Raw genomic sequence first — 15,599 nt, 5'->3', positions numbered from 1 at the left:
TTACTCATATTAAAAATGTTCACTATAATTAACAACTTAGTAAAATTTTTTAACACCATAGAACTGTGTTATGCATGATCAGAGAGATACTATCCTGCCGGAGACGTATGAATATACTTTATACTCTAACATCGAGTCCGGCGACTTTTTCGGAGTTAAAAAGAAAAACCGGTATAAACCACACTTCTCTATCCATCCATCTAAAAAAGCTCCAGCGTTCTGGACTTATCTGCAGGGAAGGAAGAAAATATAAGCTGAGCATGATAGGAAAAGTTGCTTACTCATTGCTGGATGCAATTGACAGAACCACCACAACATTCGAGAGGAATCTGGAGTTCTGGATTGAACACGATTTCAGCTCTATACCACTCCACCTGATGATTAGGATAAGTGATCTTGGTCATTACAATGTGGTGTCCTTAAATCAGGACTTTTTTCACTATCTCGAAAATGAGATCTCAAACGCCAAATGGGCAAAGGTGGTTTCATGTATTGCACTCCCTTTTTCCATGATAGATACTGATTTAGAGGTCGTGTTTGGCAAAGAGGCTGGCTGTGGAAAGATAGTCGCTGACGGTATACATATTATCTGCGTGACAACGGATCAACGCATAACTTTGGCCCTTCCCTTCATTAGCGGTGGGATTGATCTGAAAAAGGTGATAGTCTCAAGAGATAAGCAGGCTGTAAAATGGGGAAAAGACATTTACGAGTATTTTTACACCAAAGCTATGAAATTATGCTTAAAACCGAATTTGAGGACTTACCCTAAAAATTGTCTGAGTAAATTATCCTCCAAATAATCTTCCTCGTTTCTCTTTACAACTTCGTCAATTTCCAGTTCAATCCGTTACTCTCCGGACTTTCTATTAGCTCGGCAAAATTCTTGTCAACTACAGAATCGTAAATTCTTCATCCCCTCTGTTTTCAAATCCAATTTCGTAGCTGTACGGGTAGCGACAGATCCAGTACACTTTTATTTTTCTACCTTTTTTAATTTCTTTAGGATAAAAATATCCTAATCCTCTTCTAATGTCTTCCAACAGATAGTATAAAGGTATTTTTGCCATATTTTCTACTCTAAGTGCTTTCTCCCCCTCTTTTTCGTAAATACACTCTGGTATAACATCGACATACTGGATTTTTTCATCTCTAACCCTGAATATTCGCCCTTCTTCACCGTCAAATGTTATGTCTTTCCAGTTATACCCAAAGACTGCACATTTTCTGAAGAGAGATAACAGATCGCTCGGAATTTCAAGTGTATAATCTGCATAAACTCTGTCACAAAACTCCTTAACCTCTTTATAACTCATCGGCTTTTGATAATCCCGTACATTCAATTGCACCTTATTAAACAAATCTTCCTCGTAAGGAAGGTGTTTCTCTGGCGTGTATATCTTCAAAACATGCTCGAACTCATTGCTCCACTCTCTACCTTTTCTGTTAAGTCTTCCAGCTCTCTGTCCAAGAGCGTCTGGTGGGGCAAGTTCGGAATACATAACATCACATGAAATGTCCAGCGAGATTTCAATTACTTGCGTTGCGACCAGAATGAAGGGTTTATTTTTTATTCTACTGTAAATTTCGTTTTCTTTTTTTACTCTATCGTTATAAGTAAATTGAGAATGGTAGAGCATTATGTTTGGCTCGTCTGAGTTTTTTAGTTCCTCTTTTAGCCTTAAATAAAATTGTTTTGCCCTTTCAACAGTATTTAAAATTGTAAATTGTGTTAATCCTTTTCTGTAGTTTTCCACAATCTCATTTACAACATCATCATCGAACATAGGTCTTCCATGAAGCTCAAGCTTAAACGGTATGAATTCAAGACCTTCTTTGTCAACAATATGCCTGTAGCAGTTATCCAGCTCTTTAAGCATAAAATCTGGTAAAGTACCTGACATAAGTAAATGGGGAATGTCCATTTTTGTCAGCAAATTAAACAGAGTTAGCAGATGTTCTAAGGTTAGTTTCTCGTAGTAGTGCACCTCATCAAAAATAATAACAGCATTCTGTAGATTTCCCAAAGCAAAGTCAGCCTGACTAAACCCCTTAACGAATGAGTAAATTAGGTGATCAACTGTCGTAATTGTTATCGGCTTGAAAAAGGTATTGCCTTTAAAAGTTTCACTTCTTATTTCCTCTACATCTTTTTCTTCCTCAAAATCCTCATCGGTCTCTTTCTTTAAGTCGTCTCTGAGTTTAATGAAACATCTTCCATGATAAAGCCCAACGTTCTCTTCACCAAAAATTGCTTTGAGTCTATCATACATAGCGTTGCTTGTCGTCTGTGTGGGCATTGCAAAAACGATTTTGTTTCGTCTGTATTTCTCCAGCGCATTTAGTGCCCACAATAAAGCTGCCTCAGTTTTACCCCTGCCACATGGGGCAAAGAGAGTTACAAATTTTGGTGCATCAAGTAGATCTTTTTGGAATTTGTAGGGGTCTTTATCTCCAAGAACTTTTTTGATAGGGTCATCAACTTTTAGAAACGGAACGTATTCATCGGGATTTTCAAGGACGCTATCGAATAATCTCTGTTCGCCGTTATAACTTTCCACAAATTTCGAAAAATGAGCGCTTGCGTAGTCATCGCATATTTGTAGTACTGCAAAGAAGTACGAGAATATTGACTTTGTTCGTTCCCAGTTTCTATTCTCGTCCACAAACTCATTTATTCTCTTAACAAACTCATTTCTCACTTTGTTAACTACTTTTGGTCTTGGTCTCGACTCATGAACTACGATATCAAATCCATTAAACACAAAAAATTCATTAAATCCGAGTTCTGTATAGATTTTCGTGGCATTGTTCACGAACTCTTTTATCTCGTTTACAAGGAAAGTAGGTCTCTCAAACTGATTATGGTCAGAATAAAGCTGATCATATAGCTGAGTATGATGTCCAAGAATTGCAGCAAGCTCTATTGGAATCTCTATAATCGTGTCCGTAAAAGACTCGTAAAGTAAAAAGAAGCCATAATAGGCATGTGGATACTTCTGAGACCTTCTGTTCTGCCTTATGTTCTCCTGAAATTCTTTTGTCAACTTACCAATATCGTGAAGATACACGGTTAAAAAGAGATTTCTTAGAAACTTTTCTTTGTTCAACTCCCGCCTATCGCAAAACTGGGCGATTACGTCGTAGTTTTGCTGGATGTATGCTTTAAGTATCTTAAGCGCATCTGTAGTGTGGCCTTCAAGGGTTTGGAAATATTTTTCTCCGTTTTTGAGTTCAAGTTTTGCAAATATTCTATCTTTTAAGGATTCCATAATTTCCAACCTTGATATAAGATTTTCCTATTTTACTTCCTGGAAGTGCACATATTTCAAAACTACTTATCCTCTGTCCTGCACCTTCATCAGACCACTCCAAACCGACAACAGGTTCTATTTCTCCTAAGAGCTCTCCTTTTAATTCTGCACCTTCCAGATCTAAATGTGCGAAAGCTGTATCAATTTCCATTATTGGTTCATTAGCATTTAATTTAACTGTGAATTTTCCGAATAACCTCTGGCTCTCTACAAAATCTGATTCAGGTGTTAGCCTACCAAAACCGTAGTTTCTTTCTCCGCCTACAAATAACGGATTTAAAGCACCTTTTAAACAAGCCTTGTAAGTTATTTCATTTTTAAATTTGATTTCAATATCCTTTCCACTTTCTTTTAATTCCACTCTATAAACCCTTTTTCCCTGATTATCTTTCGTCTCATATGTGTTATGCTTTACGAATAAGTATCCGATCCAGTAAACCTGAGTAGCTTTTCCACCTATATTGATCTTATTTCTAATATACTCAAACTCGTGTAAACTTCCCTCTTCCGCTGTTTTTGTTTGCGGTTCGAGGGCGGTGGAGACAAAGGAATCAATGAATGTCTGTTCAAACTCTTCCTTAGTTTTCTTACCGAATTTTAATCCTTCATCAGTATATTCGGGCATAAAAACGAGATAATCTTCAACCTTACATTCGCTCCACTTTTCTGGGTCTTTTACAGTATCTTTCTTTATGGCAGGATAGAAGTATGTTGTTCTTATGTTTTTTCTGACGAAATTTCCAACCGCCTGATAGTCTTGCGCATCTGGACTGCTGAATAACGCTCTTGTTAAATTGGCTGTTATCGCCCCCCACATTGCCCTGCCTGTGATGTAGTAGCGAGTTGTCTTCAAGATGCCAATCTGTCTGTATCCGATGTGCACGGGAGATTCTGCTTTGAAGATTGTGAGATAGCATTTCCACGTCATTTTACTCCCCTTTCTGCAGAGCTTTCGCCCTGTACCTTGCGTAAACAAGCATTCTTTCGAGTAGTTGTCTTGCGAGGAGGGTTTTTTCTATACTTGAAGATATTTCCAGCGCCATGTCTATTGGGTCGTCTGTGGTTGCTAAGTCTAATTCTCGAATCAGATCTTTGCTTTTATTCAATATCTCTGTAGCATATTTCCTCTCTTTTTCTCCTCTGCTTTTTAGCCAAATTACATAGGCAAGCAATCCATCTTCGATAAGGACTCCAATAGCTTTAGTAACTATTGTTTCAAGCTTATCGGCATCATCTTTATTTGTGAACTTCTTCGCCAAATCGAATCCTATTTTTGCTGAGATTTTGTCGATAGTGAGTTTATTTTTTGTTTCCATCATCATCACCCAAATTCAGAACTCTTAACCTTCCAAAACCCCTTGAACTCATTCCACCAAGTCCCAAGCACTCGAAAAGAGATAACCCGCTCTTCACAGTTTCAATTATGCACCTCTTTAAATCGGTATTGTTGCATCCATTTATACTGTCAATCTGATAAAATCTTGGATTCTGATAGGTTACATCAAACCAGAATACTGTCCCCCTCGGAATCGCTTCGTAGGTAAATAAGGCTCCCTCTTCAGCAGCTCCTCTTTCTGGGTCTATTGCTACTGATGTTCTCACCTCAAGGTTTGAGTTTACGATTGTAGCAAAGAGGTTGTCGGAAACTATGGTAATCCTTTTTAGAATTTCTTCTCGTATCGCATCTTTCAATTTCTTTTTCTGATCATCATCCTCGGAATACACCCAATTATCTACATTCGTTTCCTTATTACTGTCCTTATTATCTTGATTTAATAGTAACCAGCCAAAATTAAGCTTTCCATCTGGAGGCTTAATTTCGCAACCCTCTGGGACAATAAAGCTGTTATCACCTAGTTTTGGTATATCCTTTATACCTGCATCTTTTAAAATCATCGGACAGGTAACCCAAACGGGACCAATCATAGTGGCCACTGGGAAAAACAGAACTCTTGCATCCGAAAACAATGCCATCGCTTGAAGTGATCTTGTGTCTGTGGTGTATCCAAAAGTGATGCATACGGGACACTTTCCACACGGCTCTATTTTTCTATCTCCTTCCTTCTTCACCTTGCCTTTAGCACATTGCTGGTTAAACCCACTCTTTTTTAGCTCTTCTCTCAACTTTCCATTCTCCATTATTCTTAAAAACGCGTAACTCCTGCAAACTCCTTCTATTGTCGTGCCGGGTATCTTAGGTATGCCAGTTGCCGGCTCTCTGACGATGGTGTTATCAACTCTGCCAATTCTGTATCCACCAGTTCCGATGTGGATGGGATCCAAGGCTATTGCGAAATATTTCTTCTGCTCATATACTTTATTTCCACAATCAGACATTTTCCTCACCTCTTTCCCCAAACTTCTCCTTCAAAATTGTATGCCACAAATCTACAAAATCAAAAAACATGCCGTTTAGGATGGATTCCTTCAAAAATTCATAATCTTCTTTTGATATTTTACCTTTACCGGATTCTCCATCTACTACCTTCAATCCCAGCGGAACGTCTTTTATCGCATTTTCTACGAATATCTTGAAGGTCTCAGCTGTAGCTTTGTCTTCATCAGTGCCGTTTGAAAGCTCTACCGGTGGTTTGTGTATCCCCCATTCTTCGAGTTTGTCTATTAACAACTCGTAAAGGTTCATGACCTGCGTTGTTGTAAGTCCGAGCTTTTTGACAAGTCCCCCCAACCTCTCGAAGTTGTCGATATCCCAGAGCAAGTATGGTTTCGGCCTGTTCGTCGAGTTGGTGAAAAGCCAGTGTTTTCTTTTCTTACCAATGTCAAATCTGCGGATGTTCGAGTCGAGGAATTCGAAATCAATATAATATTTCTTCATTTTAATTATGTCCCCTTCCTTAATCTTTGAAATGTGCTTTTGAATGATTGGAGATTCATCAATTTTGATTTCAATCGAATCCTTTGATGAACTTACCATAAGGTATGGATGGTAGTAATCCGGATTTCCATCTCCAAGCTTGTATGGTATTCTAACCGTATACTTAAAGGATTGCCAGTCTTTTGCATGGCCAAGCCCTAAAATCGCATAGTTATCTTCAGTCCTCGGATTTTCAATCACATACAATTCATCTTCACCCTTTAAACTTTCAAACTCATTAACAAACCTCATTGCAGAATCGAGAGCCACAAATATCGGCATTTTTCTTTTGAAGTATATTAAACCGACGTGTAGTGGTAATTTTCCAAAGACTTTTCCAAAATTCTTCACATATTCATCTTTAATCATCTTTACAATTTCCCAAGACTTGCTTGCAGGAATTATTGCCATGAACAGAGTTGGAGAAATTGAAATTGTTCTGTATGCCTTATAAGACCCTGCGGGGACAATACAATCAATTGTCGCTATCGCTATCAGACCTTTACTTTCAGGATGATAAATTTCAATTCCAGTATCAAGAACTTTACTCTCGTTGTTTATAAGGATCTCTGAAAGATGTGGCGTTATTATCCTTAGATATTCGGGTATCTCGCAACTTTCCTCACAAACGACTTCACCAGACACCCCAAGCTTTGGTATTTTAACTATGTAAGCCAAACCTTCAACCAGTTTTTTGCCCTTTAATGTGAAATCCTTTATCCTAATATTACATGCCACCACATCTGGAGCTTCAATTTTCTTGGCAACTGTACTGAAAAAGTTTGTAGTATCACGCCAAACACGCATCAAACGGGATGGTGATGGGGGCTTTGAGAGTACTAAATTATCTAAATATTCAAAATCAAAAGCAGTATTTGAGATAAAATGCTCATGCTTCTCTCTATTTAGAATATCCGTTAACGTTTTCCCATCTTTAATCTCTTCTTCTATCAGCTTGATTACACCAAGAGCTACAGTTTTTGTAGAATTTCCCCTTATTATGGGTACTTTATCATGTAAAAATGATTTAACAGCATTATATACGTTTTTCTCTGCTTCTTCATCCCATACATTTGATTTTATTTTATCTTTAAGTGCTTTACCAAGTACACCCGCTAGACCGGGAAGATTTTCACCACTATTCCAGTTTAGATCATCATAGTATTTATCTGGTTCTCTAATAAACAAACTCTGAACAAATCTACCATTTAACCACTCATCCAAATCAAACTTAGCAATTAGCAAGCAAGCATTTTCGTACTGTTTTTCATCGGGATTCCAAGCAATCTCATCAATAAAGACTGTTTGCGAAATTTCTTTTACCCTACCCTTACTTCTTATATCCTTGCAGGTCTCGCAAATCTTTTCATCATCACCTTTGCAGTAAAATCCCTTACCACAGACGTTGCAAACAAGTTTTTCTTTGGATAATCGCACGGATTCATTCCATGAACAAATCCAAGTGGGAGCTTTAATCAACTCAATTTTGTGAGATTTCACGTATTTTCCAATATTTTCCATCGCTTTAGTAAGCAATTTTCCGATTCTAAATTCTTCGCTGGGATTTGGTTCCTCAAGATGGAATACTGGTAATAATATACCACCCACTTTTTCGTTAAATACATCGAAAATCCTTTCTTTAACTTCTTTCAGATCATCATCGCTTAATACCGATGGAATTAAAAAGTATATTCCAAAATCATCCTCATAGATCGAATTACCTAAGGCATATTCTTCCTCCACAATTTTTCTAATAGAATTCCTTATTTCCTCTAAAATCCTAATTCTACCAATTACATCTGGAATTTTGTGAGATTGCTTTAGAAATTCGAATAAATTCCAGCCCACTGAGAATATTTTGAATGGTTTAGTATTCAATACTATCTGCTTAGGAGCAGTATCTGCTTGCTTTACTTCTTTTAGAAATTCTTTGCAGTTATCTTCATTTTCGAAATATTTACACAAAATGTATTGTGCTAAAAGAGCTTTCATCATGCTTGCTGTCATGTACGAATGATCCCATAAAGTAACATCGTTTGCTGACCTCCTTGTCTCTCCAAGTGTTTTAGAAAATGACTCTTTGATTTTATTGAGAATTTTGAGCCTCTTATCGATAATTTCTCTAATATTACAAGAATCCAGCCAGTCTCTTAGAACTTTATAAATCTTTACTCTTTCATCTTTCAAAGATTGAGGTATGATTACATCCTCTTCAAAGCCAAAAGATGTCGATTTGTATATACCGCAGACACTTTGCGGATCTTTACAGTAGGATTTGTCCTCTTCACTATCAAAAGTATCTGAGGCTATAATGAATTTCAACAAAATCAAACCTTTATCGTAGGCAGGATACTCGAATTCAAAGCTTTCTAGTTTATCCCATTTTTCTTTTCTACCCCAATTCTTAGGATGATGACCTAAAATAAAATCGTATAATGCAATTGTCTTCCGATTGATATTTATTTTAATATTTTTTAGTATCCTTCTAATGTCATTTGCGTATTTAACCCCTCTATGCATATCGAGTTCAATAACTGCAGTGTGGTGAATCCAATTTTTATCAGATTCTTCAATACACTTTGATCTTACAAACTCCTCACTCAACTTCCCCAAATCATGAATCAAAGCCCCAATCTCAGCAAGCAAGATCGCATCCCTATTCTCCATCAACTCATTCAATTTCCCACTCATAGCACACCACCTAAGAACTCCATCACATCATCAAAAACCACATTGAAATCAGGTAAATCCCTTAGCTGATGCCTGAGCGAGCTTTCCCACGCATTTCTGAAATCCTCTTTTCTCCTCAATAAACCATCAAAATCCGCTTTAACTCCTTTAAACCTGAACTTTTCATCAATAATGCCAGAAACATCCAATCCAAGTTTTGAAAGAAGCCATACATCATACAAATCCCTTGGTCTCGTTCTCTGGAATAAAGACCTGATCTTCTCCGCAAAAATCTCCTGAAGTGAGTAAGTCAAAACCTCCGTCTCGCATTTATCAGAATAAGGATGGATGATTTTTCTTCTCTCCAGCGGGAGAAGTGTAGCTTCATTCTCCCTTTTTGTTATGTCTATTTTTATCCGTAGGGGGTTGCCTGCTCTTCTCAGAATTCTAAAATAAACTGTAACATCATATCCGTTATCAACTCCCCTAAATCTGATGTTCTCATCAAAATCAATTCCGCTCCTCTTCTTCGCCTCTCTCACAGCTTTAACAATAAAATCTTTTAATTCATCAGCTTCCACATCTTCAAGCAATGTGAAATCTAAATCATCTGAGAACCTGTAATTTCCAATATACACCTTTCTAATGCCTGTTCCACCTTTTAACGCCATGATGTGTGGCAGAGAAGATAAAAGCCAGTTTTGAGCGTAATCTCTCTCAACTGTCGTTTCCGGCACACCGTTTTTCCTTGCGAACTCCCTTATTTCTACTTCGGGAATCATTCAAGCTCACCGATGTCAAGGTTGATTATCAATCTCCATTTGCCATTAGCTTTGCCCTTCTTGGGCATGGTGGGGTCAAGAAATAAGTAATTCCTCGCCCTGATTTCAGGCAGATCAATCTGCAATCCCAGAGCATCGCAGAGATAACCAAGTCTTCTTACAACTCCCGAGTTTCCGATTTTTATAGCATACTCCGACAGTTTTTCAAAATCAAATTCACCATTCTTCAAAGCCTTTGCAACCTCAATCACCCCACCGCAGTATTCTGGCTTATCCAGACAATCAACAACAGTTTTCTCTCTGTCTGTCACATTAACCTGAAACTCATCAAGCCATGCTTTCTCAACACCGAAAAACTTCTCCTCCTTTACTCTAACAATCCTGTATCTCACCCCGAAAATCTCCAATTCCCGCTTCTTTTTCCTTGATGTTGTTTGAACAAAAACAGTTGTGGGTATTTGCTCTGTTAAGCCATGATAGTTGAGAGCCGACCAATACGCAATTGCAGAGGGATTTACAAGCAAGGAACCGATAACAAACTCATTTAATGTGTATTCTCCTTTCCTCGCACCAAGCGGTATCACCATATATTTGCCCTTCTCTATTCTTTCAACCCACCCCCTCTTTTCTAACCTTGAAAGAAGGACTTTTAAGACATTTTTATCGATACCACTAATCTTTGCAGCTTCCTCAACCGTGAATATCTTCTTTCTCGCCAGTTCATCAAGCATCTTGATTCTCATTTTGATGCACCATAATTAACATTTTTGTTAACTTTGGTGCATAGTTTTGAGAAATCAAGCTCGTCAAATGATTTGAAATTCGAGTTAATATTCTTGAACGGAATCAACACATTTCCATTAAACTCTGAAATCACTCCGAATCCACTTGTTTTCTTAGCTGAAAAGCCGATTTCGTAGAACATTTTTTGTAGTGCTTTTGCTAAGAAGTTCAGGTCTTCCTTCATTTCATTTTCAATTTCATCTAACATCCCCTTAGCTACTAAGTCGAAGGGGTAGTAGAGTAATCTGAATATCCCCTCTGCCCCATCTGGAGCGATCTCAAAGTAAATTGGCCCCCTACCCCTCACAGGTGTTCTTGTCTCCCTGCTCAGGGGAGTTATGACATCAAGCGAAATCTCATCGAAAAAGGTGGGATAAAAGAAGAGCCTTCCAGACCTTGATGGAATATCTTTTGAGACGATTTTTTCGTCAATAAGCCATTTTTCGAATTCTTTGTTAATCTTGACGACTTCTTCTTTTAGTTTTTCTCCTGCTGGAAGCTTTCCTTCTATCGCCAATAAACACAGCTTCCCCAAATACTCTTCCTGGGAATCTTTTTCGTTACCGAATAGCTTTACAATTTTTGCTCTCTCCCTGAATACAATTCTCTTTTCGAGTTTTGATTCGGTTAGTTTTTCGTAAATCCAATCTTCAAAAACCTTTATCGCTGCAAATCTCAAAGCTCCTTTCCATGTTGTTGCTCTGACCATCGGGAGTTTGAAGACCCTGTCTTTTACGATTGGATTGTCTATGATGTAGAATTCGTCATCGTCTTTGCTCAGGTAGGGTTTTTTGAGGATGAAGCGGATTTGGATGTATGTGGCGTAGGATGGTAAGTTTTCTGGATTGTCAAATTTTTTTGTGATTTTGAAAGCTTCTAAAAAAGATTCTTGAAAATTTAATTTATCTCTAATTTCTGAGAGTGTATTTAAAGACGGAAGTATATACCATTTATATGTTGTTCTAACATCTTCGGCAAATTGCTTCTTTTCTATGCTTTGGAATAATATTCTATGCAAGGATAACTCTTTGAACTTATAGTACCAAAATTGTGATTTTTCTTTTGTAACTCTCTTTTTGATCTCGTTCTCCCTTTTATCACCCTTTTTCTCATGTTGCCATCTGTATACCCAAGCATAAAAGTCACATTTATTCATTCTTACTCACCTCTAAAATACTACCAATTAGCGCCTCAACAGAGGAGATACTGGATCTCTCCTTAGAAATCTCATACCACTCAACGGCTGTTGAATCTCTATCTAAATTTAATACGTTTACAAAGTTTTTATTCTCTTTGATTTCGCTAAACAACTTTTGCAACACTTTTTCTCTGCTCTCGTTGTTGGGTAAAATTTTTGGCACATAACCCCAGATTTTGAATTCCCATTTGTTGTTACCAATATTATAGATGTGTGAAACAAAAATTTTTGACCCCATTTTCTCGTAAATCTCTTCGCCTCTCAGAATTCTCTTGCACTTTGAACAGAAGTGGCCTCTACCTTTTCTATTCACATGGGTAAGGTGTGTTCTACAAATAGGAGTGGGAGTTCCTTTTACTGAAACAAAACCAAAAAGAAAATGTCTTAGAGCATCATTACCATTCCTAAACAAACTTCTAAGCCAGTATCTAATTAGTGGAGCTGTGGGATAAAATTTATCTTTATACTTTTCAGAAACATGTTGCAAAAATTCTTCAATGCTTATTTGATTTTTAGGATCTTTAAAGAGTCTGTTGTTGAGGTATCCTTCAATATCGCTCTTAATATCACCATCTATGTTAACTTTTACAAAGAAAAAGTCCTCCAAATTTGCAAATAGTTTATTATTGAGCTGGTTTTGATTTAATTCAAACTCATCTATCATTTTTTTTTTACTTTTTCAATAGCTTTGTTAACACTGTATCCTGTCTCAAATTCACAATCACAAATACCAAAACCATCCTGTGTTTTCGCACCAATGCCCCACGAACACGATAGGTTCAACAATAATGCTAAAACATTCTTTATTTGAGAATCTCCATAAATTTTTACTTCAGAAGTACCTACTAAGCCGCCACTTTCTCTACTTCCTAAAAACCAGCCTCTATGACTCTCTCTTTCATCTGCTTTTACTATAACAAATGGTGATCGATTCAACCTCCCATTGACTTCTAACCTAAACCTTCTACTCCATCCAGTAGTTCCAAATACTTGGCAAACTGGACAAAGAGAGCTTGCATTGTCCTTGTACTCACATTTATTGTTTATGCCACCACAAGCATAACCACCCAACCCCCTCACCAAAGCCTCAAACCACCATCTCAATGAACCTATAACTGAGGTCTCTCTCAATTTTGCACTTTCCCTCTTAACATCCCCTGTCCATATTGGTGTAAGGGTTTTAATTTTTGCCTGCATCATATAACCACCACGTATTCTCCAGCAAATATTTTCGAAACAATTTCAGCTGTTTTTTCTGGCTTGTACAAGTCTTCCTTAAAGGCTACCTTTCCACCGATCTTTTTCTCTTCCTGCAATATCAAGTGGTCTTTCTTTATCTCTTTAATTTCACCAGTTTTTTCGTTTTTTTCAATGACTATCAAATTTTGCCTTTTTTCGAGAATTCTCTTTGTTAATTCCTTGATGAATTCTTCTTTATTCTTTATTTCAAGCTTTATTGAGTTATCCGTTAGCTCAACATTACAGGAGTCTAAGTTTCTTAGTATTCTAAAAAAGTTCTCAAGTCCGTTATCCATCCAAGGATTTTCATAAATGCTAAATTCAAGTACCACTATCTCACCTCAAATTTTTCATTTATAGCCCCAACTACTCCAAAAACATCATTCATACGCTTTCACCACAACCTCAACAACAAATTTAGCGTCTTCTATAGCCTGCAAAGCCTCCTCAGCAGTGTACTCTTCGAGAGGTATGAAGTCTTCAGCACCGTAAAAACTTAATTCCCTCTCCTTTCTCAATCTCTTGGAAATCATCATTATCTTCTTTAAATTTTTCCTGATCTCTTCTGGCAGAAGATCTTTGTATTTCTCAAGAATTCTACTCACATCATGTATTTTCGGAACATCTATGCCAGCATTCCTTAAGACAGCTTTTAATACCAGCTCCACGACTTCTTGGGCTTCCCTAACTACATCAGCATAATCTTCCTTTTTGTAAAATACTTCCAAAACCTCCAGCCTTGTGCTTGCTCTTTTCAAGTAATCTTGAGCCAGTCTATCCAAGTTTCACCCCTCCAGTAAACTCACCCTTTTTTATAATCCATACCCACCTATTGCCCACAAATTCTTTGTGGCTTTTCCAATCATTCATCTGCTCACGAACCCTATCCAATATTTTTTTGATGAAGTTATCTTTATCCACAACAATAATTGAATGTTCGACCATATCTAAATACAGAGGGTTAAAGAACTTCGCCTCCTCTTCGGACAGAATAACGGGGGATAAATCAACAAATATACCTTCATCAACGAGCTTCTGAGCTAAATGTTCTAATGGCATTTCGATGTTTTCCACAAATTCCTTAATTCTTTCAGATCTTGATTTATCAGTTTTTAGAATTACCAGTATATCCAAATCGGAGTTTAACTTATTTTCCTTCCTTGCATAAGAACCGAAGATAACGAGAGATATGAGTCTATCGCCATAATAATCCTTAATTTTCTCTATTAATTTTACCAAGTATTCTTTATGTGATTCCGAAAAGAACCTGATTTTTTCCGCATTCAGCATCCAACTACCCCCATTTCAGTTTCAACCCAGTTCAACAACCCTCCCCTCCTCCAACGCCCCCTCACCAAGCTCGGCCTCTTGCTGAGCCTCTCGAACTCTTCAGTAGTGTAGCAGATAAAATCCACTGGATAACCGAGATCCCACTCCAAATACAGCCTAACCGGTCGTTTCAACGGGCTTACACCTTCAAACTCATCGCTGATAACGATCAAATCAATATCGCTATCCTCTCCGAAATTTCCCTTAACAGATGATCCGAAAACTATGGCCTTTTTTAATCGATACTTTCTGCTAATTCCTTTAATGAACTCCTCAGCCTTATTTAAATCAATCTCTTTTTCACCCATTCTACCACCTTCCCTACATACTTAATTAAGTCTTCTAACCTCGTTAAATTCCTCTGCAACATCTGGGTATCTGGTTGCAGTATAAGCGGGAGTAATTTCTGCACACAGTTTTATGATCTTTGGAAACTCCACACTTTTCCTGATGTGCATAGCCTTTAATGCTTTTTCTGCTTCCTGTTGAGCTAAAAAAGCTGAAACATGATATTTACTGATCTCGTAATTCCTTTTAGCACTCCTCAAATCTCTTTCTGCAAATTTAAGCCATTTCTTTACTGGATCTTCCATACCGCTTCACCGTGTATGATTAAACTAACTACCTATATTAGACCGCCTTCACGATACAATTGATAACCAATATTATTATTTTTTACTTTTCCACCACCTAATACCAAATTTCGAGGATTTTCCAGTTTTTACCTTTTTTGATTTTAGCTTTGATAAGATAGTATTTTCTTTCAAAGACATTTCTACTTGATTTGCCTGAGTATGGGTTTATTTGTTCAAATTTTGCCTTTTTACTTATATCCTTTACCGGATAAACCACACAAGACTCATCGGAAATTGTTTCTGCAAATTCTTCATCAGTTATGGGTTTAATTGCACTTTCTGGTGGTTCTTTAGTTAGCTCCACACTTTTAACGTAAAGTATTGAGTCTCCTGATCCAAGATATCTCAGCATACCAAAATATTTGATTATTATATCAATACCCTCACAACCGATGAACAAATTTACATCATCTGGGAAAAAGACGTATTCTCTAACTCCAAAAGTAGATTCAAATGCTGGTAACAAACCTTTCTCATATTCCTCTTTATCAGCTTTTGTTTTAATCCCTCTTTTCTTCAATCGTTTAATCAAAAACGAGTTAATTGCAATTTGCTCGGGCAGTATGATTCGCACGTCAGCATCCCGCACCGCATAAAAAACACGTTCACCTTCAGCAACATTGCCAGTAGCTCTTATAGCTGTTGCTATCACTGCAAGCTTTATCGCCGACGGTGAAGGTAATGGAACACTCAGAGCATACTGTGAGGAATAATCTGGTATGCGATATGAAAAAAATGATGGAAAGTGTAACGTTAATTTTATCCACTGCATCT

At 37.3% G+C, this 15,599-nt stretch carries 17 protein-coding genes; 1 reads left to right on the top strand and 16 read right to left on the bottom strand.

Going from position 1 to position 15,599, the window contains the following annotated elements; genetic code table 11:
• The first annotated feature begins 74 nt into the window (after positions 1–74).
• Positions 75–803, top strand: coding sequence for a helix-turn-helix transcriptional regulator (locus tag JFQ59_RS04125; protein ID WP_202319143.1), 729 nt, complete (start codon positions 75–77; stop codon positions 801–803).
• Between the two features lie 90 nt (positions 804–893).
• On the opposite strand, the gene cas3 is transcribed toward JFQ59_RS04125, so the two are convergent.
• The 16 genes from cas3 to cas5 all read right to left on the bottom strand — a co-directional run bounded on the left by cas3 (position 894) and on the right by cas5 (position 15,597).
• Positions 894–3,272 carry a CRISPR-associated helicase Cas3' gene (gene cas3 / locus JFQ59_RS04120; RefSeq protein WP_202319142.1) on the bottom strand — a complete coding sequence of 793 codons (2,379 nt, stop codon included), beginning with the start codon at positions 3,270–3,272 and terminating at the stop codon, positions 894–896.
• The gene (locus JFQ59_RS04115; protein WP_202319141.1) at positions 3,253–4,242 is read right to left on the bottom strand and encodes an RAMP superfamily CRISPR-associated protein; all 990 of its coding nucleotides are present in this window, start codon (positions 4,240–4,242) and stop codon (positions 3,253–3,255) included. Before JFQ59_RS04115 ends, cas3 begins: the two co-directional genes overlap by 20 nt.
• A 1-nt stretch (position 4,243) precedes the next feature.
• On the bottom strand, positions 4,244–4,636 hold the full coding sequence (locus JFQ59_RS04110; RefSeq protein WP_202319140.1) for a hypothetical protein: 393 nt from the start codon (positions 4,634–4,636) through the stop codon (positions 4,244–4,246).
• On the bottom strand, positions 4,614–5,651 hold the full coding sequence (gene cmr4 / locus JFQ59_RS04105) for a type III-B CRISPR module RAMP protein Cmr4 (protein ID WP_202319139.1): 1,038 nt from the start codon (positions 5,649–5,651) through the stop codon (positions 4,614–4,616). Before cmr4 ends, JFQ59_RS04110 begins: the two co-directional genes overlap by 23 nt.
• The gene (locus tag JFQ59_RS04100; protein ID WP_202319138.1) at positions 5,644–8,880 is read right to left on the bottom strand and encodes a CRISPR-associated protein Csx11; all 3,237 of its coding nucleotides are present in this window, start codon (positions 8,878–8,880) and stop codon (positions 5,644–5,646) included. The genes cmr4 and JFQ59_RS04100 overlap by 8 nt, the downstream gene beginning before the upstream one ends.
• Complete coding sequence (locus tag JFQ59_RS04095; protein WP_202319137.1) at positions 8,877–9,641, bottom strand: nucleotidyl transferase AbiEii/AbiGii toxin family protein; 765 nt, start codon at positions 9,639–9,641, stop codon at positions 8,877–8,879. The genes JFQ59_RS04100 and JFQ59_RS04095 overlap by 4 nt, the downstream gene beginning before the upstream one ends.
• The gene (locus JFQ59_RS04090; protein ID WP_202319136.1) at positions 9,638–10,384 is read right to left on the bottom strand and encodes a type IV toxin-antitoxin system AbiEi family antitoxin domain-containing protein; all 747 of its coding nucleotides are present in this window, start codon (positions 10,382–10,384) and stop codon (positions 9,638–9,640) included. The genes JFQ59_RS04095 and JFQ59_RS04090 overlap by 4 nt, the downstream gene beginning before the upstream one ends.
• Positions 10,381–11,580: an RAMP superfamily CRISPR-associated protein gene (locus tag JFQ59_RS04085; protein WP_202319135.1), complete on the bottom strand. Its 1,200-nt coding sequence runs from the start codon at positions 11,578–11,580 to the stop codon at positions 10,381–10,383. Before JFQ59_RS04085 ends, JFQ59_RS04090 begins: the two co-directional genes overlap by 4 nt.
• A complete protein-coding gene (locus JFQ59_RS04080; RefSeq protein WP_202319134.1) occupies positions 11,573–12,286 on the bottom strand; it encodes a hypothetical protein in 714 nt (237 codons plus the stop codon). Before JFQ59_RS04080 ends, JFQ59_RS04085 begins: the two co-directional genes overlap by 8 nt.
• Positions 12,283–12,822, bottom strand: a complete 540-nt coding sequence (cmr1, locus tag JFQ59_RS04075) for a type III-B CRISPR module RAMP protein Cmr1 (protein WP_202319133.1) — start codon at positions 12,820–12,822, stop codon at positions 12,283–12,285. The genes JFQ59_RS04080 and cmr1 overlap by 4 nt, the downstream gene beginning before the upstream one ends.
• A complete protein-coding gene (locus tag JFQ59_RS04070) occupies positions 12,819–13,193 on the bottom strand; it encodes a hypothetical protein (protein WP_202319132.1) in 375 nt (124 codons plus the stop codon). The genes cmr1 and JFQ59_RS04070 overlap by 4 nt, the downstream gene beginning before the upstream one ends.
• Before the next feature lie 48 nt (positions 13,194–13,241).
• Positions 13,242–13,643: a HEPN domain-containing protein gene (locus JFQ59_RS04065; protein ID WP_202319131.1), complete on the bottom strand. Its 402-nt coding sequence runs from the start codon at positions 13,641–13,643 to the stop codon at positions 13,242–13,244.
• Positions 13,636–14,151 carry a nucleotidyltransferase domain-containing protein gene (locus JFQ59_RS04060; protein WP_202319130.1) on the bottom strand — a complete coding sequence of 172 codons (516 nt, stop codon included), beginning with the start codon at positions 14,149–14,151 and terminating at the stop codon, positions 13,636–13,638. The genes JFQ59_RS04065 and JFQ59_RS04060 overlap by 8 nt, the downstream gene beginning before the upstream one ends.
• On the bottom strand, positions 14,145–14,498 hold the full coding sequence (locus JFQ59_RS04055; RefSeq protein WP_202319129.1) for a nucleotidyltransferase domain-containing protein: 354 nt from the start codon (positions 14,496–14,498) through the stop codon (positions 14,145–14,147). Before JFQ59_RS04055 ends, JFQ59_RS04060 begins: the two co-directional genes overlap by 7 nt.
• A 21-nt stretch (positions 14,499–14,519) precedes the next feature.
• Positions 14,520–14,783 carry a HEPN domain-containing protein gene (locus JFQ59_RS04050; RefSeq protein ID WP_202319128.1) on the bottom strand — a complete coding sequence of 88 codons (264 nt, stop codon included), beginning with the start codon at positions 14,781–14,783 and terminating at the stop codon, positions 14,520–14,522.
• 97 nt (positions 14,784–14,880) lie between these two features.
• Positions 14,881–15,597, bottom strand: a complete 717-nt coding sequence (gene cas5 / locus JFQ59_RS04045; RefSeq protein WP_202319127.1) for a CRISPR-associated protein Cas5 — start codon at positions 15,595–15,597, stop codon at positions 14,881–14,883.
• Positions 15,598–15,599 lie beyond the last annotated feature (2 nt).

The sequence above is a fragment of the Archaeoglobus neptunius genome (assembly GCF_016757965.1).
GTDB lineage: Archaea > Halobacteriota > Archaeoglobi > Archaeoglobales > Archaeoglobaceae > Archaeoglobus > Archaeoglobus neptunius.
This window is presented reverse-complemented; position numbering and strand designations above follow the sequence as displayed.

Bases quoted from the DNA above. Each gene is read 5' to 3' on its own strand.
- JFQ59_RS04125 (WP_202319143.1), top strand. From the start codon at position 75: ATGATCAGAGAGATACTATCCTGCCGGAGACGTATGAATATACTTTAT.
- cas3 (WP_202319142.1), bottom strand. From the start codon at position 3,272: ATGGAATCCTTAAAAGATAGAATATTTGCAAAACTTGAACTCAAAAAC.
- JFQ59_RS04115 (WP_202319141.1), bottom strand. From the start codon at position 4,242: ATGACGTGGAAATGCTATCTCACAATCTTCAAAGCAGAATCTCCCGTG.
- JFQ59_RS04110 (WP_202319140.1), bottom strand. From the start codon at position 4,636: ATGATGATGGAAACAAAAAATAAACTCACTATCGACAAAATCTCAGCA.
- cmr4 (WP_202319139.1), bottom strand. From the start codon at position 5,651: ATGTCTGATTGTGGAAATAAAGTATATGAGCAGAAGAAATATTTCGCA.
- JFQ59_RS04100 (WP_202319138.1), bottom strand. From the start codon at position 8,880: ATGAGTGGGAAATTGAATGAGTTGATGGAGAATAGGGATGCGATCTTG.
- JFQ59_RS04095 (WP_202319137.1), bottom strand. From the start codon at position 9,641: ATGATTCCCGAAGTAGAAATAAGGGAGTTCGCAAGGAAAAACGGTGTG.
- JFQ59_RS04090 (WP_202319136.1), bottom strand. From the start codon at position 10,384: ATGAGAATCAAGATGCTTGATGAACTGGCGAGAAAGAAGATATTCACG.
- JFQ59_RS04085 (WP_202319135.1), bottom strand. From the start codon at position 11,580: ATGAATAAATGTGACTTTTATGCTTGGGTATACAGATGGCAACATGAG.
- JFQ59_RS04080 (WP_202319134.1), bottom strand. From the start codon at position 12,286: ATGATAGATGAGTTTGAATTAAATCAAAACCAGCTCAATAATAAACTA.
- cmr1 (WP_202319133.1), bottom strand. From the start codon at position 12,822: ATGATGCAGGCAAAAATTAAAACCCTTACACCAATATGGACAGGGGAT.
- JFQ59_RS04060 (WP_202319130.1), bottom strand. From the start codon at position 14,151: ATGCTGAATGCGGAAAAAATCAGGTTCTTTTCGGAATCACATAAAGAA.
- JFQ59_RS04055 (WP_202319129.1), bottom strand. From the start codon at position 14,498: ATGGGTGAAAAAGAGATTGATTTAAATAAGGCTGAGGAGTTCATTAAA.
- JFQ59_RS04050 (WP_202319128.1), bottom strand. From the start codon at position 14,783: ATGGAAGATCCAGTAAAGAAATGGCTTAAATTTGCAGAAAGAGATTTG.
- cas5 (WP_202319127.1), bottom strand. From the start codon at position 15,597: ATGCAGTGGATAAAATTAACGTTACACTTTCCATCATTTTTTTCATAT.